This is a genomic window from Rossellomorea vietnamensis NBRC 101237 (genome assembly GCF_001591825.1).
Lineage (GTDB): Bacteria > Bacillota > Bacilli > Bacillales > Bacillaceae_B > Rossellomorea > Rossellomorea vietnamensis.
Genome location: NZ_BCVQ01000001.1, coordinates 183,204 through 202,916, shown reverse-complemented (window position 1 = coordinate 202,916; position 19,713 = coordinate 183,204). Strand labels below are relative to the sequence as shown.

The 19,713-nt window shown below is 44.7% G+C and carries 27 protein-coding genes; 8 read left to right on the top strand and 19 right to left on the bottom strand.

Features of this window, described 5'->3' with window-relative positions:
- Nucleotides 1–153 precede the first annotated feature (153 nt).
- Nucleotides 154–1,506, top strand: coding sequence for a polysaccharide deacetylase family protein (locus tag BVI01S_RS01085; RefSeq protein WP_061808879.1), 1,353 nt, complete (start codon nt 154–156; stop codon nt 1,504–1,506).
- Between the two features lie 25 nt (nt 1,507–1,531).
- Here the strand turns inward: BVI01S_RS01085 and BVI01S_RS01080 are convergent, their stop codons facing one another.
- The 4 genes from BVI01S_RS01080 to BVI01S_RS01065 all read right to left on the bottom strand — a co-directional run bounded on the left by BVI01S_RS01080 (nt 1,532) and on the right by BVI01S_RS01065 (nt 4,737).
- Complete coding sequence (locus BVI01S_RS01080) at nt 1,532–2,125, bottom strand: YdeI/OmpD-associated family protein (RefSeq protein ID WP_439951092.1); 594 nt, start codon at nt 2,123–2,125, stop codon at nt 1,532–1,534.
- A gap of 18 nt (nt 2,126–2,143) precedes the next feature.
- Nucleotides 2,144–2,515, bottom strand: coding sequence for an iron chaperone (locus tag BVI01S_RS01075; protein ID WP_061808878.1), 372 nt, complete (start codon nt 2,513–2,515; stop codon nt 2,144–2,146).
- Nucleotide 2,516: 1 nt separating this feature from the next.
- Nucleotides 2,517–2,933, bottom strand: coding sequence for a GNAT family N-acetyltransferase (locus BVI01S_RS01070; protein WP_061808877.1), 417 nt, complete (start codon nt 2,931–2,933; stop codon nt 2,517–2,519).
- Between the two features lie 325 nt (nt 2,934–3,258).
- A complete protein-coding gene (locus tag BVI01S_RS01065; RefSeq protein WP_034762131.1) occupies nt 3,259–4,737 on the bottom strand; it encodes a SulP family inorganic anion transporter in 1,479 nt (492 codons plus the stop codon).
- Nucleotides 4,738–5,008: 271 nt separating this feature from the next.
- Here BVI01S_RS01065 and BVI01S_RS01060 point away from each other — a divergent pair, with 271 nt between their 5' ends.
- From BVI01S_RS01060 to BVI01S_RS01050, 4 genes are all read left to right on the top strand, one after another.
- The gene (locus BVI01S_RS01060) at nt 5,009–5,425 is read left to right on the top strand and encodes a universal stress protein (protein WP_034762128.1); all 417 of its coding nucleotides are present in this window, start codon (nt 5,009–5,011) and stop codon (nt 5,423–5,425) included.
- A gap of 482 nt (nt 5,426–5,907) precedes the next feature.
- Nucleotides 5,908–6,231, top strand: a complete 324-nt coding sequence (locus BVI01S_RS01055) for an ArsR/SmtB family transcription factor (protein ID WP_034762127.1) — start codon at nt 5,908–5,910, stop codon at nt 6,229–6,231.
- Nucleotides 6,232–6,301: 70 nt separating this feature from the next.
- Complete coding sequence (locus tag BVI01S_RS22385) at nt 6,302–6,457, top strand: hypothetical protein (RefSeq protein ID WP_156030111.1); 156 nt, start codon at nt 6,302–6,304, stop codon at nt 6,455–6,457.
- A gap of 21 nt (nt 6,458–6,478) precedes the next feature.
- Nucleotides 6,479–7,345, top strand: coding sequence for a permease (locus tag BVI01S_RS01050; RefSeq protein WP_061808876.1), 867 nt, complete (start codon nt 6,479–6,481; stop codon nt 7,343–7,345).
- A 46-nt stretch (nt 7,346–7,391) separates the two neighbouring features.
- Here BVI01S_RS01050 and arsC read toward each other — a convergent pair whose 3' ends face one another.
- The 3 genes from arsC to BVI01S_RS01035 are packed head-to-tail and all read right to left on the bottom strand — an operon-like array spanning nt 7,392 to nt 9,478.
- A complete protein-coding gene (gene arsC / locus BVI01S_RS01045; RefSeq protein ID WP_034762123.1) occupies nt 7,392–7,811 on the bottom strand; it encodes an arsenate reductase (thioredoxin) in 420 nt (139 codons plus the stop codon).
- A 24-nt stretch (nt 7,812–7,835) separates the two neighbouring features.
- Complete coding sequence (locus BVI01S_RS01040) at nt 7,836–9,125, bottom strand: arsenical efflux pump membrane protein ArsB (protein ID WP_034762121.1); 1,290 nt, start codon at nt 9,123–9,125, stop codon at nt 7,836–7,838.
- A gap of 20 nt (nt 9,126–9,145) precedes the next feature.
- Complete coding sequence (locus tag BVI01S_RS01035; protein WP_034762118.1) at nt 9,146–9,478, bottom strand: ArsR/SmtB family transcription factor; 333 nt, start codon at nt 9,476–9,478, stop codon at nt 9,146–9,148.
- A 105-nt stretch (nt 9,479–9,583) separates the two neighbouring features.
- On the opposite strand from BVI01S_RS01035, the gene BVI01S_RS01030 reads away from it, so the two are divergent.
- The gene (locus BVI01S_RS01030) at nt 9,584–10,078 is read left to right on the top strand and encodes a GNAT family N-acetyltransferase (protein WP_061808875.1); all 495 of its coding nucleotides are present in this window, start codon (nt 9,584–9,586) and stop codon (nt 10,076–10,078) included.
- A 78-nt stretch (nt 10,079–10,156) separates the two neighbouring features.
- Here the strand turns inward: BVI01S_RS01030 and BVI01S_RS01025 are convergent, their stop codons facing one another.
- The 12 genes from BVI01S_RS01025 to BVI01S_RS00975 form a co-directional block, all read right to left on the bottom strand.
- Entirely contained in the window at nt 10,157–10,630 is a 474-nt protein-coding gene (locus BVI01S_RS01025; RefSeq protein WP_061808874.1) for a DinB family protein, read from the bottom strand.
- Nucleotides 10,631–10,663: 33 nt separating this feature from the next.
- Nucleotides 10,664–11,128 carry an NUDIX hydrolase gene (locus BVI01S_RS01020; RefSeq protein WP_061808873.1) on the bottom strand — a complete coding sequence of 155 codons (465 nt, stop codon included), beginning with the start codon at nt 11,126–11,128 and terminating at the stop codon, nt 10,664–10,666.
- A gap of 146 nt (nt 11,129–11,274) precedes the next feature.
- A complete protein-coding gene (locus BVI01S_RS01015; protein WP_061808872.1) occupies nt 11,275–11,703 on the bottom strand; it encodes a YhfM domain-containing protein in 429 nt (142 codons plus the stop codon).
- Nucleotides 11,697–11,951 (bottom strand): hypothetical protein, encoded by a 255-nt coding sequence (locus tag BVI01S_RS01010; protein ID WP_061808871.1) that lies wholly within the window; start codon nt 11,949–11,951, stop codon nt 11,697–11,699. The genes BVI01S_RS01015 and BVI01S_RS01010 overlap by 7 nt, the downstream gene beginning before the upstream one ends.
- Nucleotides 11,952–11,953: 2 nt before the next feature.
- Nucleotides 11,954–12,433 (bottom strand): GyrI-like domain-containing protein, encoded by a 480-nt coding sequence (locus tag BVI01S_RS01005; protein WP_061808870.1) that lies wholly within the window; start codon nt 12,431–12,433, stop codon nt 11,954–11,956.
- Between the two features lie 3 nt (nt 12,434–12,436).
- Nucleotides 12,437–13,228 carry an aminoglycoside phosphotransferase family protein gene (locus tag BVI01S_RS01000; protein WP_061808869.1) on the bottom strand — a complete coding sequence of 264 codons (792 nt, stop codon included), beginning with the start codon at nt 13,226–13,228 and terminating at the stop codon, nt 12,437–12,439.
- A gap of 115 nt (nt 13,229–13,343) precedes the next feature.
- Nucleotides 13,344–15,074, bottom strand: a complete 1,731-nt coding sequence (locus BVI01S_RS00995; protein WP_061808868.1) for an ATP-binding protein — start codon at nt 15,072–15,074, stop codon at nt 13,344–13,346.
- Nucleotides 15,075–15,554: 480 nt separating this feature from the next.
- Nucleotides 15,555–15,827 (bottom strand): YesK family protein, encoded by a 273-nt coding sequence (locus tag BVI01S_RS00990; RefSeq protein WP_244886822.1) that lies wholly within the window; start codon nt 15,825–15,827, stop codon nt 15,555–15,557.
- A 20-nt stretch (nt 15,828–15,847) separates the two neighbouring features.
- Nucleotides 15,848–16,012: a hypothetical protein gene (locus BVI01S_RS22380; RefSeq protein ID WP_156477273.1), complete on the bottom strand. Its 165-nt coding sequence runs from the start codon at nt 16,010–16,012 to the stop codon at nt 15,848–15,850.
- Complete coding sequence (locus BVI01S_RS00985) at nt 16,013–16,273, bottom strand: SunI/YnzG family protein (protein ID WP_061808866.1); 261 nt, start codon at nt 16,271–16,273, stop codon at nt 16,013–16,015.
- Nucleotides 16,274–16,301: 28 nt separating this feature from the next.
- Nucleotides 16,302–16,715 (bottom strand): HIT family protein, encoded by a 414-nt coding sequence (locus tag BVI01S_RS00980; protein WP_061808865.1) that lies wholly within the window; start codon nt 16,713–16,715, stop codon nt 16,302–16,304.
- Between the two features lie 27 nt (nt 16,716–16,742).
- A complete protein-coding gene (locus BVI01S_RS00975; protein WP_061808864.1) occupies nt 16,743–17,072 on the bottom strand; it encodes an HIT domain-containing protein in 330 nt (109 codons plus the stop codon).
- Nucleotides 17,073–17,316: 244 nt separating this feature from the next.
- Here BVI01S_RS00975 and BVI01S_RS00970 point away from each other — a divergent pair, with 244 nt between their 5' ends.
- Complete coding sequence (locus BVI01S_RS00970) at nt 17,317–19,416, top strand: BglG family transcription antiterminator (protein WP_061808863.1); 2,100 nt, start codon at nt 17,317–17,319, stop codon at nt 19,414–19,416.
- 19 nt (nt 19,417–19,435) lie between these two features.
- Entirely contained in the window at nt 19,436–19,702 is a 267-nt protein-coding gene (locus BVI01S_RS00965) for a PTS sugar transporter subunit IIB (protein WP_044338820.1), read from the top strand.
- Nucleotides 19,703–19,713 lie beyond the last annotated feature (11 nt).

Sequence of the window (19,713 nt, the reverse complement as noted above, 5' to 3'; positions counted from 1 at the left end):
CGATTGTGATACCCTTTAAGTTTCACAAAAACCACCATTTCCCATTTATTCTATAAAATTAAAAATAGGCATTGAATTGTTCCTATTAATTTGAAATAATTGGAATTGTAAATTTTATTCCAAAAACCTTTTTATCAGAAAAGAGGATGACATATGCTGAAAAAGATACCATTCAGGCGGATACGCTGGCCTGGGTGGGTTGTGCTGATCATAATAGGATTTTCTTTTGTTTATGGGATGATCCAGCTCGTCGAGGCCATCCCGTTCGATCCTGAATCGGAAGCATCATCTTCACCACGCATTGACTTTAAGACGGAATCCACGGATACAGATACGTACACGATGTCCATCGAAACGCCGGTTATGGAGGATCCACAAATCAATAAGCCCCTCAACGATTGGATCAAGGAAGAAAAGGAAGACTTTTTAAAAAGGGTCAAGGAAAACAACAAAGAGCTTGGAGATGGGTACCGGGCCCACCTCATCATCCAGGCCGACAGCAGGCAATCGACAGATGATACATATAGCTTCTTGTTTCACTCGTATCAGCTGGTCAATGATGTACGGGGGAAGGAGCATGTGAAGACCTTCACCCTTGATGGGACAGAAAAGAAATTCATCAAGCTTCCGGACATCATGACAACGAATGATGAAATGATCCAAACGATCCGGACCCGTCTTCAAGGGCAGCCCAATGCCAAAATACAGGAAGCGTTAAAGGATCCCGCATCGTGGAATTGGACATTAAACGGGAAGGCACTCACCTTGTATTTCAATGATATCGAGGAAGCCGGTCCTACCAGGGTGGAAGTCCCCATCCACGCCATCCTTCCCTATCTTCATGATAAGACAGCCGACGACCTGGAAGTGGCAGAGGTGTCGATTGGAATGGAAGAGAAATATGTCGCCCTCACCTTTGATGACGGTCCCGACCCTCACGTGACACCACGAATTTTAAACGTACTGAAAGAACATGACGTCCAGGCAACCTTTTTCATGTTAGGCAGTCAGGCAGAGAAATACCCGGCCGTTGCGAAGAGCGTGGCAGAAGCTGGACATGAAATCGGCAATCATACGGATCATCATAAAGATTTGACGAAGATGGGCAGAGAGCAAATGGTGCAGGAAGTCTTGGCATCCCGTCAGAAAATCATGGGTGCGACGGAGGAAATCCCTGTCATGCTGCGCCCGCCTTATGGTGCAATCAATCGAGACGTAGAAATGGTCGCCAATGATAATGGGACTTCACTCGTCCTCTGGTCCGTCGACTCACTTGATTGGAAAAACAAGAATGCGGCTGCCATCACTTCTGTCGTGCAGAAGGAAATCGCTCCAGGGGCCATCATCCTCCTCCACGATGTGCACGACACCACGGCCGACGCGTTACCGACGTTGCTTACGACTCTTGAAAAAGAGGGCTATCGTTTCCTCACCGTCTCTCAACTTCAGTCGAAGCTCGCAGCGGAAACCGCGAGCCCCTTTTACGGGAATATGAAAAAGGGATGAAGCTTGTATGCTTCATCCCTTTCCTTTATTCATCATTCATGCCCTTACCGTCCAAGATGTGCTGTACATATTTTTCAACCCTCGACTCCCGGGTTTTCGATTGTTTCGCTTTTGAAATAAACAGGATATAGGCCCTTTGACGTCCAGGCGTCAAGGCTTCAAAAGCCGTCTTCAGCTCCGGCATGTCATCGAATTTATGTTGAAGCTCTTCTGGCATGGGATATTCTTCCGTCTTTTTCAGTTCCACTGTGAGACCTGCTTTTTCCACTTCAATGGCTTCCTGAATATACGCTTTCAGGATCTCTTTCATTTCGATGATTTCCTGAGGATTTGTGAACCGGATCTGGCGTGCCGCCTGCACATTTTCCGTCTGTTGGATCAGAATCCCTTTTGGATCCTTGAGTAACGCTCCTTTGTGAAACAAGAGGGCACAGTAGTCTTTGAATCCATGCATCAACACGATGTTTTTTCCCTCTAACGTGTAGCAAGGATGCATCCACTTGATTTCTTCCTCCAGTTCCTCAAAGGAAAGAAGGATACTTCTTAGCCTTTCATATTCTTCCTGCCACTGCTTCGCTTTTTTAATGAATCCATCAACCTTGCGACTTGGCTTGATCACATGCACCACTCCTTTCTTCTATTTACGCCAAAAGCCTGTGAATTCAGCTTTTTCTTGAATATTATAGGAGATCATATCCTCAAGCAGTTTGTAATTGACGGGATCTTTCCACGGGATGCGAAATAAACCTTTCGTCGCACTGTAGCCGGCTTCTTTAATGCGGTCGGCGAAATGCACCATTGTGACTTCTTCAGGTGCAACGCTTACATGATGCTTCGAAGTCGAAATCCCGATGATAAAGGTCCCGTGATCCGTAAACATCGGCGTATTCCACTTGATGACAGGTTCCAATTGCGGGAATGTCTCCTGCACCCAGGTCAGGATTTCCTCCATCCGCGCACGATGATCGGGATAATCGATACCTTCTAAATAGCTTGAAAAGACGTCCATATTATTTCCTCCTTATCTCTGCTTTTCTTCGTAAGACTGTGATAAACCCGTCAAGAATATCATGGGAAATCGTGAAACCCTTTCTCTGATAAAATGCCAGGGCATCATCATTCCCATTCGAGGTGAAGACAAAATAATCCTCAACATTGTCAAAATCCGCCAACCATTCCATCGACATATTGTACATCTTCGATCCAATTCCAAATTGTCGATACCCTTCTTTTATGTAAAACTGGGAGAGACACCCTACGTTCTCTCTTTGGACAGTCGAAAGGTCGAAAAACGTGGCAAAGTCATTCGAATAGGCTTCCTTTGGTGAGATGTTCGTATACACATAGGCGATGACTTCGTCCTGTCGATCGTGATCCTTCACGACCACCAGGTAATTATGTACGGCATTTTCTATAGACGGCAGCATTCGGCCTCTTCTTCAAGAATTACTTCATATTGTAGATTCATCTTTATCATTCCCTTGTTATAAGCTTGCAACATCTCTTATGTAGATATTTCTCGATTGGTTGGCGGTTCTCCTTTATGATCAAGTAGAATCTCCGTTGATAAAGTAGGCATACGAGGATTAAATCGGCCCTCCTAAACCATGGAGAACATTCAATCTCTCTCCTCATTATTCCAAAGCCGGGCATACTACACAAGAAAATGATCAATGTTTGTTCTACATGATCTTGCTTTTTAAAAGACAAATAAAAAAGCTCTTTGTCCTCCACAGACAAAGAGCTTTTTTATTAATGTCCGACGGCTTTATCAAGTCCGCCCGGCTGATTGTGAACAGCCAGCCTGTTCACAAGTTTATTGCTTTCTTCGTTCAATCCGATCAAGGTGACCTTCACACCGTTCTGGTGATATTTGATGACCACTTTATCGATGGCCCCTACAGCTGAGTCATCCCAAAGGTGGGCATCTGTAAGGTCCAATGTCACTTCCTTCACCTGTTCAGTGAAATCAAATGATTCAACGAACTCCGTTACAGAAGCAAAGAACAATTGACCCGAAACCCGATACACCTTTTTATGCGGTTGATCGGTGGATAGCGTCGTAATCTTCACTTTCGAAATCTTGGAGGCAAAGAATACGGCACTCAAGATGATTCCAACCAGTACTCCTTTTGATAGATCATGTGTCAAGAGCACGGTAATGACCGTCGCCAACATCACAATCGTATCTGATAATGGCGTCTTATGAAGATTCTTAATGGATGCCCAATCAAATGTCCCGATGGAAACCATGAACATCACTCCGACTAAGGCCGCCATTGGAATAGTGACAAGGAAGTCGTTCAATAACAGAATTAGGACCATCAAGAAAACACCGGCTACAAGGGTAGACAAACGTCCTCTTCCGCCTGACTTCACGTTGATGACCGATTGACCGATCATGGCACACCCTGCCATCCCGCCAAAGAAAGCAGAAACGATATTTGCAACCCCCTGCCCTTTTGCTTCTTGGTTCTTGTCACTTGTTGTATCCGTCATATCATCCACGATGGATGCGGTCAATAAGGATTCAACCAATCCGACAATGGCAATGGAAAGCGAATAAGGAAAGATGATTTGTAACGTTTCAAAGGTAAACGGAATATCCGGGATCAAGAAAATTGGTAACGACTGAGTCAGTTGCCCCATGTCCCCCACAGTCCGCACATCACTATGGGCCAAGACAGCGATCACTGTGATGGCAATGATGGCGACCAATGGAGATGGTACGGCTTTTGTGAATCGCGGGAGAATGTAAATAATCGCCAATGCTCCGGCAACCATCGCATACATGACCCATGACTCCCCTACAAAGTGTGGTAATTGCGCCGTAAAGATCAGGATAGCCAAGGCATTGACAAACCCGATCATGACGGAACGCGGAACAAACTTCATTAATCGTCCTAACTTACATACACCCATAATAATCTGAATGACACCCGTCAGAATGGTGGCGGCCAGTAGATACTGCAGCCCATGATCTGCCACAAGATTGACCATCACCAGAGCGGTTGCACCGGTCGCGGCGGATATCATGCCGGGGCGCCCACCTACAAACGCAATGACCACGGCAATACAGAAGGACGCGTACAAACCAACCATCGGATCGACACCCGCGATGATCGAGAACGCAATCGCCTCCGGAATCAAAGCCATAGCTACAACCGTTCCAGCCAGGACATCCCCACGGATGTTTCCAAACCACTGAGATTTAATTGTTGATAAATTCATTATGCACCTCTTTTTTTAAAATTTTTTGTTGACTTTCAACTCTCATGAAAGTCGGGTCCGTTAAACACAAGGGCCATTATATAACGAATTCCACCTATTGTGAAGCCTCCAATTAAACGCTCACAAACCTTATTTCCTTTCATTTACTTATAAATACGTCCATTACGATACACTCTTCCATTAAATTTACATAAATGAGTGTAAAGGATATTAGATGGTGATAGTCGAATACCTTACATATCTCGAAACAACATAGAAAGGAGATTCAATCATGTTCAATAAAATCTTATTAGCAACAGATGGGTCCGACCATTCTATTAGAGCAACTGAAAAAGCCATCGCTCTTGCCTCCTGCCAAAAAGACGGCAGCATTGAAGTGGTGTATGTCATTGACGGGAAGCAATCCAAAGACGATGTACTGCAGCATTGGGGAACCGACGCCGCTGCCCATAGGAAGCAGAAACTTTTACTAATCGAACAAAAGATCAAACATGCGAAGATTAACTATACAACACACTACTTACACGGGGAACCGGGTCCCACCATCGTGAAGCACGCGAACGAACACCAATTTGATGCAGTGGTGATTGGGAGCAGAGGATTGAACACTCTTCAGGAAATGGTTTTAGGAAGTGTCAGTCATAAAGTAGCAAAGAGAGTGAAATGTCCTGTGATGATCGTAAAATGACAGAACCCCTTCAGCTCACTGCCGAAGAGGTTCCGTTCATCGCAAAGCTCAACACATTTCTTCTATTATATCCGTATGAAGACTAGCAGCTTGAACTTTATTCGTTTTATTCAGAAGAACAACACCGTTCTTGTACCACTTCTTTTATCTCAATCTGACAACACTCTTGGGAATCACTTTTCTTATCTCCTAGTAATATCTTAATGAAATTCATTTCAACCATCCCCTTTCATTTTTAAATCAAATAAATTTGATTAATATAATACATCAACTTTATTTGATTTATACTCATAGTATATGTTTCACTTTTCAGAATAGCAACTAATAAATCAAAAAAAATTGATTTTAGGAACCAACCTCCAATTTACAACATAGGATAACACTAATACATCAAATATATTTGATGTATCGCTTGACACATGAAAATAATGGATATAAGATGATTACATCAAGAAAAATTGATGAGAAACGAGGATTGAATGATGACAAACGACATTCCCTTACAAGACATATCCAACGCGAAAATCTTTGAAACCTACGAACAGAAATTCAAAGCCATTGCCGATCAAAAAAGGCTTCAGATTATGAACGTATTGACGATGAAAGGCGAAATGTGTGTATGTGACCTGGCTCCACTTATGGATATGAAGCAGTCGAAATTATCTTATCACTTAAAGATCCTTCTAGATGCGAACATTGTGAAGAAAGAAACGAAAGGGACTTGGAGCTATTACAGTTTGAACCAGGATGAGATCAACCACCTGCTTTCAGCTGAGTTATGCTGCCTGTTCAGGCCATCCTGTTAAATTTTTCGAGTATATATCAATTTTTTTTGATTAATAAATCAATATATTTTGATTAAAGGAGGAGAAATGAATGTTTAACTTCTATCAAGAAGAAATGATTTTAAAGGAAAAAATACGCGACATGCAGAAATGGATCGCGACGCAACAGGCTAAATCGGCATCATCCATCCACACTAAGAAAATCGAAGGTCAAATATGCTGCAGCCCTTGCTGCCCGGCAGTTTAATTCTGAAAGGGGACGATCAATATGTGGGGGGAAACAGTTAAAAGCTTTCTGGAAATTGCACTGGAATTAACAGTGTTGTTTGTGGTCATTTCATTCGCCATCAGTTTACTGCAAGGATTCATCCCTTATGAAAAAATCGAGAGAATGATTTCAGGGAAAAACAAGGCTTGGGGTGCCGCCGCTGCGATTGCTTTTGCGTTTGTCACACCATTTTGCTCATGTTCAACGATACCTGTTGTGGTGAACATGTTGAAAAAGAAACTGCCGTTTGGAATCGTGATGATCTTCTTATTCGCTTCACCCGTTTTAGATCCCACGATCCTCACGATTATGGGCGTCGTACTCGGTTGGAAAGTAGCCTTTATTTATACGGTGATTACGACCATCTTCTCTATTAGCATCGGCTTCCTGGTCGAGGCATTCGGATTTGAAAAGTATGTCAAGAACGTCATGATGAGCGGTTTCAATGAAGAAGAGAAGAAGTTCTCCATGAAGGGAGCCTGGAAGGAAACCGTTGACTTGATGAGAAGTGTCTATCCCTATCTCATCATTGGTGCAGCCATCGGTGCCGTCATACATGGGCTCGTCCCGACGGAATGGATCTCAGGTTTCTTCGGAAGGGACCATTGGTGGCTCATACCGATCGCAGCCATTGTCGGGGTTCCTTTATATATACGTCTTTCAAGTATGATCCCCATTTCACAGATCCTGATCATGAAAGGAATGGCACTCGGACCTGTCATGGCGATGATGATCAGTTCAGCGGGAGCCAGTCTTCCTGAAGTGGTCCTTCTAAAATCCATTTTCAAAAAACAACTGGTCATGACCTTTGTTCTGTCGGTGATCACCATGTCCACTGTATCGGGGTTTATCTTCTATTTAGTCTGAGGTTCAGAAAAAGGCAGCTGCTTCTGTGCAACTGCCTAAAGCTTCCTTATTCACCGGTTTCCGCAAAACGGTGGATTCTTTCCCCTACTTCATCACGTACGCGTTGGAAGAATGCCCATTTCTCTTCTTCAGTTCCTTCCGCCTTTGCAGGATCATCGAATCCCCAATGAACACGTTTCACATGAGGAGGTGTCATTGGACATTTATCCGCTGCATCTCCGCATAGTGTGACAACAAGATCAGCGTTATTCAGGATTTCAGGATCGATGATATCGGATGTTTGATTTGTAATGTCGATATCGACCTCTTTCATCGCTTTTACCGCATTAGGGTTCAATCCGTGCGCTTCGATTCCTGCACTGTATACGTTCCACTCGTCACCTAAGTGTTTCTTCGCCCAGCCTTCTGCCATTTGGCTTCGGCATGAATTCCCTGTACATAGGAAGTAGATGGTTTTCTTTGACATGTTGAATCTCTCCTTTAGTGTTTGTTAGATGATTAATAACCAGATATAGAGCCCGACAAGTGTGATGAATAGGGTTGGGATGGTCAGGATGATCCCTGTTTTAAAGTACGTCCCCCAGGAGATTTTCACTCCTTTTAAAGAAAGGACGTGTAGCCATAATAATGTGGCCAATGATCCAATCGGGGTGATCTTCGGTCCGAGATCCGAGCCGATGACGTTTGCATAAATCAACGCTTCACGCGTGACACCCGTCGTATCCGTACCGGCAATCGCCAGGGCATCGATCATCACCGTCGGCATATTGTTCATGATGGACGAAAGAATCGCCGCGATGAAGCCCATTCCGACCGTGGCAGCGAATAACCCTTGATCCGCCGTCACCTGGATGACATCTGAAAGCACGTCCGTCAGCCCTACATTACGCAAGCCATACACGACCACGTACATCCCGATCGAGAAGAACACAATCGCCCATGGTGCCCCTTTAATGACGGTTTTCGTATTGACGGCTGCACTTCTTCTTGCCATCCCTAAGAAGAAAATGGCCACGATCCCTGCAATGATGGAAACCGGCACGCCAATGAACTCACTGGCGAAGTAGCCGATAAGCAGGATCAAGAGCACCACCCAGGAAAGGCGGAACATCTTGATGTCCTGTATGGCATCCACAGGCTTCTTCAGCTGGGAAACATCATAATTCTTCGGGATGCTCTTCCGGAAGAAGAGATAAAGGACCAATATACTTGCTCCTAATGAAAACAGGTTCGGAACGATCATGCGGGAAGCAAACTCCACAAACCCAATTCCGAAGAAGTCAGCTGACACAATGTTCACGAGGTTACTGACTACTAATGGAAGGGACGTGGTGTCGGCAATGAATCCACTGGCGATGATGAACGGGAATACAAGCTTCTCACTGAAATTCAGGTTCCGGACCATCGCAAGAACGATCGGTGTTAAGATCAGCGCCGCTCCATCGTTGGCAAAAAGAGCCGCCACCACTGCACCTAGGAGTGACACGTAAACGAACATCCTCACGCCGTTTCCCTTTGCCGCCCGTGCCATATGCAAGGCAGCCCATTCAAAGAATCCGATCTCATCCAGGATGAGAGAAATAATGATAATCGCGATAAATGCTAATGTCGCATTCCAGACGATGCCTGTCACATCGACCACGTCATTGAAATCGACAACCCCCACGATCAATGCCAAGATGGCTCCGCCAATGGCTGACCAGCCGATGGAAAGCCCTTTTGGCTGCCAAATGACAAGCACGAGGGTGATGAGAAAAATCATTGATGCTAATATAGTCATAATTCCTTTTTTACCTCCTATTATTCACATGAAATGCGTAAGCCCTGCTGCTCTAATTCCTTCAGTTTGAAGTCCTGATTCGGCAGGTGGTCCAGGAGGCTTTGGATCATCGGGAAGAATTCACTTTCGCGGTTAAGGGAATAAATGATCCATTGACCGCGCCGCTTCTCCCTTACAATCCCCACGTCCTTTAATTTTCTGACGTGTTGACTGATGGCGGGCTGACTTGCTTTGAAGATCTCCACAAATTCACAAACACAACAGTCGTTCGTATCCAGTATCTTTACCATGGTTAACCGGGTCTTATCCCCCAGCAACTTTAAAATCGTTGCCGCTTTGTCTAACTCAGCCATCCACTCACCTCCTGAATATAAATGTATGCTTATATAATAGTTCACTTATATGTAGATGACAAGACATTTCTGTATTATTCTAAGGAAAAGGGGGCTTATACGCAAATGAGATTTATAGATGAAATGAAAAAGGATGACTGGAATCAAGTAGCTACCATCTACAAAGAAGGAATCGAGACGGGGAACGCAACTTTCCAAAAAGGCATTCCGTCCTGGGAAGATTGGGATACCACCCATATAGTAATCGGTCGCATCGTAGCGAGGTCAGAGGATTCCATATTAGGTTGGGCTGCCCTGAGTCCTGTCTCAAGCAGATGTGTATATAAAGGGGTTGCCGAAGTGAGTGTGTACGTTTCAACCCAGCATGCGGGTAAAGGGATTGGCAGTCTTCTTCTCCATAGCTTAGTGAAAGAGAGTGAAAAACACGGGTATTGGACCCTGCAAGCGGGGATATTCCCGGAAAATAAGGCAAGCATGAGGCTCCATGAGAAACATGGCTTTCGCATCATCGGTCACAGGGAAAGGGTCGGCAAGATGGATGGGGTTTGGCGTGATACGGTTTTGTTGGAGAGGAGGAGTAAAACCGTCGGAGTGGAATGAAAATTCTGGGGACAGTGAATAGTTCCGGCAAGACTGACTACCAATCTGAACGACTACAACCAGCTTGCCGACTCTTCATTAAGGCTCGATAAGATCCGTATCAGGGGGGATATATCCCAACTGTCTGCCTATTTTCACGATTTGTCCTTTATGGTGAAATTCGTGTGTGACGGTATGGGTATAGAGCCATAATGCAGTGATGTCTGCACTATCATCTTCCCCGAAGGATATGTGCATGGTGTGCTCCCATTTCCCTTTGAACTCCTCTAGAAATTCATGAAGGAGGTCATCAGTCTTTCTGAAAATGTCACGCATTTCCTCTACAGTGTTTACGGAATCCGCAGTGATCTTAGGAAGGGACCGACCTAGAGCACGGCTTCCCAGCCATACGCGATAGCAATCCGCCACGTGAACATGCAGATTGCGGATGGAATCTCCTCCAAACGCTTCAAGTTCTTTTACATAATCTGCTTGGGACATCGTTTCACAATAACGAAATAATAATTCTCTGGTACGGCGGATCCAGTCATATTGGCTTTTGAAAACATCCATTTTTTGCACTCTCCTTTTATGGTTCCTCAATTCTCAACGTCTAACCTGCAAGTAATCCGGAGCTTCTTTCTTCACGAAATGCTTCTCGATGAACGATAGTACTTCCTCATTTCCAGGTAAAGACACAATGCCCATGGCGTCTTCAAAGGACAGCCATCTAAAGTCGCTATGCTCTTCGTTTAACACCACTTCCTGATCTTCTGGTACGAATCCCACAAACACAGGCGCGATGTAGATGTAATTCCCTTCAATGGAATAGATCCGATCAAAGGTGTTGGCAGAATATAAGGAAACGTTTGTGATGCCTGTCTCTTCTTCCACCTCTCTGTATGCGGCTTCCCATGCTTTCTCGCCCTCTTCGATTCCTCCGCCGATATAGCACCATGCATCTTTTAATACAGACTCGGCTCTTTTTACGAGTAATACTTTGTATTGATCATCAACCTTTTTCAGTATGACGACGGCGACTCCTGTGCATCTGATTGGTACTTCACTCATATCATCACCCTTTTTCAATCACTTTCATGCGAGATCTGAAACAATCATGCGGGGTTCCCATTTATCGTGCGGATATAGAAGAAATCATGCGGGATATGAGATAATCGTGCCGGTTAGTCGAATTTTCTTTACACTTAGAACCCCGCTCAGTCTCCTAAACTCTCCCCCGTCAAAATTTCAAACAAACGAGCAGAGTCTTCCTTTGTCAGCTTGGCATACTCATCGGTACCCTGCATGACCTCGAGTTCATCTTTCATCGGACTGATCCACACCTGGTGCAACATGGCCTTTGTATCGATATTCGGATTTTTAAATTCATACATAAACCGATAATCAGGAGGACGGATGAAATCTACTTGTGCATCCTGCCAGTGGACATCACGGAGGATTCCCCTTACCTCTTCCACCTGTTTGGTATCCGTGACCTTGTTAAACTCTTCATATTTATCTTCATTTCCAACCTGCTTCTCGACGACGATGTTTTGTTTTTCATTTCCTGCAATATCAGTTGTGCAGGCTCCTAGCACAAGGATAATAGTAATCGAAATAAATAGTATGCATCCACGCCTCAACATATAGAGGTCTCCCCTTTTTCAATTTTCCCTTTAGAATTCACAGTGTCTTTTCCCCATTCACAATTTTCTTCATTCTCCCAAGAAACAATATACTTGTTCCACTCTTTGGTGACGGAGATGATTTCAACAGTGCCACCATGGTGCTTCATGACGATGGCTTTTGCCTGTTCTTCCGTCAGGTCCGAATCGATGTCTTGGCAGCCACCGACCAATAATAAACCTGCGATCATGAAGGACGCTTTCTTCAACACTACTCCTCCCCTTGAGGCAGAATGGCATCATACAATTCCACCCGCACATCAGATGGGTCCCCCGGCCGGTTTTCTTTTTGATAGATTTCTAGATTCCAGCTCTTCGTGGAACGGGTATACCTGTTTTCACGGATCCACTGATGCAGCTGCTCGTAGCTCTGACGGATGCGATGATTTGGCCCCTGATGAAGAATCGTTCCATATGTACTGGACGGGATGGTCAAAGACGTCATGTCTACTGGAATGTCTCTGTATTCACTAACCTGCAATCCAATCCAGTAACCGTCTTCTTCCGGGGACGATTCTTCAACGATAAAGGCACCGATCTGCCGTTCCGGTTGTAACATGTTCTGGATTTCTCCCTTTCTTTCTTGTAACTTCATAGCCGCTTTCGGGATTTCCTGCACGTACTCATCTCCGGAGCACAAGACCCTGACCCCCACTAATTTCACTTCTCCAACGCTTTTCAATTCTGCCATGATTTACGCCTCCTCTACCCAATCATTAAGGTTTTCCCGAACAAACGCGATATCCTTCTGGTAATGTTCCACGTGCCCTTCTTCGATCATCTTTTGAAAAGCAGGGTCGCCTTCCCTTGCTTTCCGGTGGATGGTTTGACAGATTGCTTCCAATCGACGAAGGACCATCTGAAGATCCTCTAGTCCAAAATCAATACCATACGATTGAAAGAATCGTTTCACCCGCTCTTTGATCCTCGCTGCATCCCGTTCCCGTTCGTAATGTATAGCCTCACCGGTCTCTGAATACCGGACGCGGCTCAATGGTACACAGGTGTACAGGGTATAGGCGATGTCCCACCGCCTCGGACCGGGTCCCGCCACGTCGAAATCGATGATTCCTGCAGGATGCTTTTTGTTGAAAATGATGTTGTATATAGCGAAGTCATTGTGGCATAACACCTCAAAGGGTTCTGGCGTGAGATCGATCGGTTCCCAGCCGTCGTCGATGGGGAAATCGCTCACGGCGTCATGATAGTGCCTGAGCATCTTCGCAATACCGCTCAGTACCTCATCTGACCACATATATTCCTTTAACGGATAATTTCCGGCTTCCCCTTCTATAAAAGATAAGATTTCTCTGCCTTTCTCATCGATGCCGAGAAACGCCGGTGAGTGCTGGAATCCTTTCTTTTTGAGGTGGTCCAGAAGTTTGTGAATCCTGGCGCTCTCAGGCTTCAGTTCCCGACGGACAGTATCTCCGAATCGGTAGACGGTCGAGACATTCCCGCCGGTTAATTTTTCTTCGTGTGACATAAGCTACCTCCATAAAACCAATTTGATCCTACAATCCCAATTATTTCAAAAATCAGACCATTTCACAATCCCCTACTCACTTCAATGAAAAAAACCTCTCGTTTTCACAAGAGGGTCAGTTTTTCTCCGGCAAGAGGAGAGTCACGGTCGTTCCCCAGCCTACTTTACTCTTGACGGTCATTTCGCCGTTGTAGTCTTTCATGAGCTTGAAACAGATGGTGAGGCCGATGCCAGTCCCTTTCTCTTTATTGGTGAAGTAAGGTTCCCCGATCCGGGCCAGGCGCTTTTTGGAGATGCCTTTTCCGTTATCGATGATCCGGACCCGGATGCAACCATTCGACTGATCGAGCTTGATTTTGATCTTGCCTTTTTCCTCGACGGCTTCAAGACTGTTCTTGATCGTATTGAGGAGCACTTGTTTAAAATGAGATTCATGAAAGGCAACCCGGGTCTCCGACGGGAGGGAACTCGACATGTAGATCCTCTTGTTCTGCTCAGCGGCAACGGCGTCGAACAGGATCCTCACATGATTGACCTCATGATGGATATTAAGCTGCATATCTTCTTTGCGGAGGTCGCCATCATCATTCGCTTCGGGCTTTGCGAGCAGCAATAACTCCCTCAACACTTCATTTACCCGATCGATTTCTTTGAGCATGATCCCTTCATACTGACTTTCCACGTTTTTTTCTTTCATAAGTTGGATGAATCCCCTCACCGTTGTCAGCGGATTTCGTATCTCATGGGCTATGCTTGCGGCAAGTTCCCCGATGACCTTGCTTTTTTCAGTGGAGAGGAGAAGCTGTTCATTCTGTTTCTGATTGGTGAAGTCGATTCCATAAAACAAGGTGTACAGTTCCTTGTCATGATAGCGCAAGGTCGTGGTGCCCCATTGGATATAATGAACTTCGCCGTTCATGCGAGTCAGCTTTTGCAATTCACCGCGAGTGATTTTCAACTGATGCGCCTTCAGGAAGTTGGAAAATCTCATGCCCATCATCTGTTCTCCGGATATCAACAATAAGGCACAAATGGAATGATTGATCTTCACGATCCGATTCTCTTTATCCAACACAACCAGATAGTTCGGGTTGATATTCATGATCTCTTCCAACAGATTGCTTTGTTTCACGAGACTGTCATTCGCCACATTCAGCTGTTCCGATTGCATCTGGAAGAAGCCGAGAAACAGGAGGATGGCGACAAGGATGGAATTGAAGCTTGAGAAATATAAAGGCAGCACACCAAACCCGCTGATGACCCCATTTAGGAAAACAAAGAAGGAGCCGAACACAAGCTTGGAATAAAAAAGACGAAAAAAGGTATCATGTAGCTTTAATGTAAGACCAAAAAGAAAAAACGTGTGAACAAACACCAATAGCACATTTATGATAAAAGTAGAATTAAGCATCCCGTACACCGGAATGAAGTGAGAAGGAGCAAACGTTGTTTCAGGGACGACCGAATACGAGGTGACTCCGATTGTGGTGAAATTAATCCCATATACAATGAGACTGAATCCAACGAGGAACAGGAGAACGCCTTTATTAAAGAACATGTGATATTTTCTAAGCTCATCATGCCTCTGTACAAGATAGTACGCAAAATAATACATGACCGGCATGATCAGAATCGGACCGATGCGGAAGATCCTGAATGCATGATCGATCAATTCAAGAGAAAAATAGTCATTGGCATATAAAAAGGCAATATCAATCTGCCACAAACATAATAGGAATAAAAATAAGGATAGCGCTTTGCTTAAGGTGGATTTTGAATAGAATAATAGCGATCCTGAAATGATGACAGGAATGAATGAAATGGCGACTAACAGAACAAACTCCATTAACCTCTCCCCTTTTGCGATGATCATGCAGCTGTTGAATCCCTTGTGGGGTGATCAAGTTATTCTTTTCCAGACGGATTTTCACCGTGGAAGGTGTCAAGGGATGCTTTCTTATTTATATCGGATTCCGAACGATCTTGTTGAACAACTCACCTAAATTCCTTCCGGCCACCATGCGGCTTAGAAGAAGACGCTTCCATTATTCAGGTAGGCGAATGGACCCACATCTTCTATTTTACTGAATTACGAAAGAAAACTATATATATTTCCCTATTACACAAACGTTATTTTATGGAAATAAGGATTACCTTTGGAAAAAATCATATAAGAATCCCGCCTCCATGGAGAGAAGCGGGATAGTTTAGATGTGGATTTGGGCAAACGGCTAATATAGTAGAATCGGGGATCATTTCTTTCTATCCTTCAGAAACGATACAGCAATGGCCGCGATGACATCACCGATCGCCGTCAATAGTGCCATCATCCACTCACCCCTTCCTTTTTCTTAACGAACGGGCTGATAGCCGTTCCGATAGCTAGACCAAGAAACACAGCAATGGCATAAAAACCGATTGCCATCCCATCCCAGCCGCCGACCATGAATATACTGAATAGAATGGTTCCAAGACAGACACTGCCCAATAGTGCAGACAAACTGAATACGATATGATTACGGGTATACCTGGCCATCACCACAATCAGGCAAGCTGAAATGACAAAAAGCACGATGATTGGCAGCCATCCCTCTAACATCAACAAGTTGCCACCCCCTATTAAATTCCTCTGTTAAACCACCAAAAGAAAAAGAGTATCACGGCCACAATAAACCACAGCAAGGCAATCACATGTTTTCTTTCCGTTTTTTTCTTACCGGAATGAGCAGCGACGGTACCGCCAACCAGTGGTAAAGAAATGGCGACCCACATCCAGAAACTCATTTAACTTGCTTCCAAGAATGATAGAATCTTGTCTTTTAATCCACCATTGCTTGTATAGAGAATATACGTCTCAGAATGGGTCTTGATGACGACTCTATCTGTGTGACCATAAGGTAATCCGATTCGGATGGCCTTATGATCTTCACCACCATATGTATCATCCATCGTTACGTCTTTGATTTCTGAAAGAGGAATGTCTATTTGACTTAACTGCCATTTGATTCGCAGGTTCTCATTGTTCGTTGATACCTTTACTTCCATTCTGACCACTCCTGTTTCAAATTTCTTCCTATTTTACATTCGAAGTCTTCCTTTTATTTTCCGGTTGCTTTAACCAGTAACGAACCCCTTTTCCGGCCAGCGGTTCGTCATTATATCTCGGGATCACTTGCAGATGACAATGGAAAATAAACTGATTGGATACCTCTCCGACATTCCATCCAAGGGTATAGCCGTCCGGGGAATACTCTTCGTCTAGGTACACTTTTGCTTGCTGTAACAACTCATATGTATCGTTCCATTCTTTTTTTGTTAACTCGAAAGCATTGGCGTGATGACTTTTCGGCACGATGACGCCGGACCCTTGCAGTACATCCTGGTGCTTGTTATGCTGCAAGAAAAAGCAGGATTCATTTTCGAATACGATGTTTTGATCTTTGTCCTGTTCCGGATGGCAGAATGGACAGGTTTCTTGATTGGTCATGTGTTTCCTCCTTTCTTACTCTCAGTTCTATCGCAAGGCCTTACCAGAAACAATATGCCAGTGAAGGTGCTTCGAGTCCTGGTAGTCTCCCATATTTGTGATGACTTTACACGCACCATGCTCATTCGTGACCATTCGCGCAACTTTTTTTATGACGCCTAATAGTTCGAGCAATAATTCGTTATCCTCTTCTTCCAGTGTGAGGAGTGATGGAACATGTTTCTTGGGAATCGCCACGATATGGACAGGATAAAACGGCCTGGTGTGATGGTAGGCAAGGACATTTTCTGTTTCGAGCACCTTTTTCACTTCTGTTTTCCCGCTTAATACCTCATCACAATAAAAATCATTCGTCATGGTTTGCCTCCTTGATACGGCTTCTCTTTCCAATTATTTCAAACCTCGCACCCTTTGACAATCCAAAATCCCAGTATCATCACTCATTTCACTCAACTGTTCATTTTTGCAAAAATACCCCATACAAACTCTACACAGTGAAACCCCTTTCATTACTGATTAATTACCTATATACTAGACTCATAAGATGATCATCTACTAAACAAGAATATAAATATGCAAAATTAACTAGAGGAGGATCCTCATGGTACTGGATAAAAGACGTGCACACTTATTATCCATCATTCAGCATTCGCCTGACCCGGTCCCGACTAAGGAACTGGTTGCCAGAATGAACCTGTCCCAAAGGACCATTTATTACGACCTCGATCAGATCAACAGCTGGCTGAGGACGGAAGGCTTGAAACCGATTGAAAGTCAGCATGGAAAGGGGTTGTTTTTGCCCCCTGATTCGAAATCGAAGTTGATGATTTCGAAGGATCAGAGTTTTGAAGATTGGCAGTATCAGTTATCGAAAGAAGAGCGCGAAGTCCTGATTAAAGCCTCCATCCTCTTGGAGGAACAGGATGCGTCGATGCAGCGGTTCATGGATCTTACGAGCATGAGCCGGGGAACGATCGCGAAGGTGATTAAAGACATCAAGAAGGAATTTCGTGAAGCCGGACTCCACCTTTATTACAAAAAAGGATCAGGCTACCGGTTGAAGGGTCCCGAAGAGGCAAAGCGAACAATGCTTTCCACGATTCTTGCGACCATATTTTCCCACCATGATTGGCAGAATGTCCGGAATGAGGTTCATCGGATGATTCAACCGGAAGCGGATACGTGGTCACAGGAAACGGAGCAAAGACGCCTGGTGCGGGAAATTCTTTATGAAGCGGAAAAGGAATTGGGATTGACGCTGACCGATGAAATGGTCGAGATCCTGTCGCTTCAAATCCTGATGATCATGAAGCGGATCGAGCTGCACAGGTTCATTTCGGTCCCTGACGAGGAAAAAGAAGTGTTGAAACAGACTGAAGCCTACCGGGCAGCCCTTCATATCACCAATAAGCTGGACGTCACTTTCCCGGATGATGAGGTTTGTTTCATTACGATGAACCTGCTCGGATCCAAAGTCCAGCAGGATAACTTCAACCGCTATACGGAACAGGAATTATCCGGGCTGAAGGAAGTCGTTCAACGGATGATCCATGATTTCCAGCTTTACTCCTGTGTCGTGTTCGATGACAAACAGGGACTAGAGGAAAACCTGATCTCCCATATCAAACCGACGTTTTACCGGCTCAAGTACGGGCTCTCGATTGCGAATGATCTGGCTGACAGCATTCAAACGACGTACCCGGACATCTTTCACCTGACTAAGCGGGTCATGAGACATCTGGAACTATATGTTGGGAAATCCGTACCCGATGAAGAGGCAGCTTATATCACTCTTCACTTCGGAGGATGGTTGACGAAAGAGAAGAAAAAGGTCGAGACGAAGTTCAAAGCCCTGATCGTCTGTGAAAACGGGATCGGGACATCCAATATGCTCCGGACCCAGCTCGAGAATCTGATTGCCGGGCTGAATGTCATCACGACGCTCTCCATGAGGGACTATCGAACGAACGAGTACGAGGCGGATATTATATTCTCCACCAATTATATAAAAGAAAAAGAGATTCCCGTCATCCACGTGCCCGCCATTTTGACCAATTCCGAAAAGGAACGGGTCATGCAAAGGATGAACGAGCTTTTCGACTCGAAGCCGACCGAAAAGAACCGGACCGATCTTCTGATGGATGTGATCAAGCGATACGCAACCGTCCATGAAGAAGACGCATTGAAGAAAGAACTGGTCCAGCTTTTAGAACAAACTACTCCCACGATAAAGGAGCTCAGAAAGCCTATGCTTAATGAATTACTGACAGAACAGACGATCCAGCTGAAAGACCGTGTCACGGATTGGGAGGAAGCCATCAAGGTGGCGAGTGAGCCCCTTGTCAAACAGCAATCGATCCGACCGGATTATGTGGAAGCGATGATCACGAACGTGAAGGAATTGGGTCCTTATATCGTCATCGCACCGAATATCGCCATCCCCCACGCACGTCCTGAAACAGGTGTCGAACAGCTGGGGATGAGCTTCCTGCGACTTGAGGAACCGGTTTATTTTTCCGAAAAAGAAAAGCACCGCGCCCAACTCATCATCGTGCTCGCGGCGATCGATAATCAAACGCACTTGAAAGCACTCGCACAGCTTACTGAATTATTATCAAATGAAGGCAATGTTGAAAAGTTGATCGCAGCAAACGATCAAGAAACCATCATCGAATTAATCAATCAAACAGTCGAAGTATAAATTTGAGGAGGAAATGAAAATGAAAAAAGTATTAGTCGTATGTGGAAACGGATTAGGAAGCAGCATGATCGTAGAAATGAACGTAAAAGCAGCATTGAAGGATATGGGGAAAGAAGCAGAAGTATCCCACACGGATTTGACAACAGCCAAGACGGAACAAGCGGATCTATTCCTCGGTTCTGAAGATATCGTCGAGAGCCTTGAAGATGGCCGCAAGAATGTGGTGAAGTTGAAGAACTTGATGGATAAGAATGAACTTCGCGCAGCATTGGAACAAAATATCTAGTCCACTTTTAA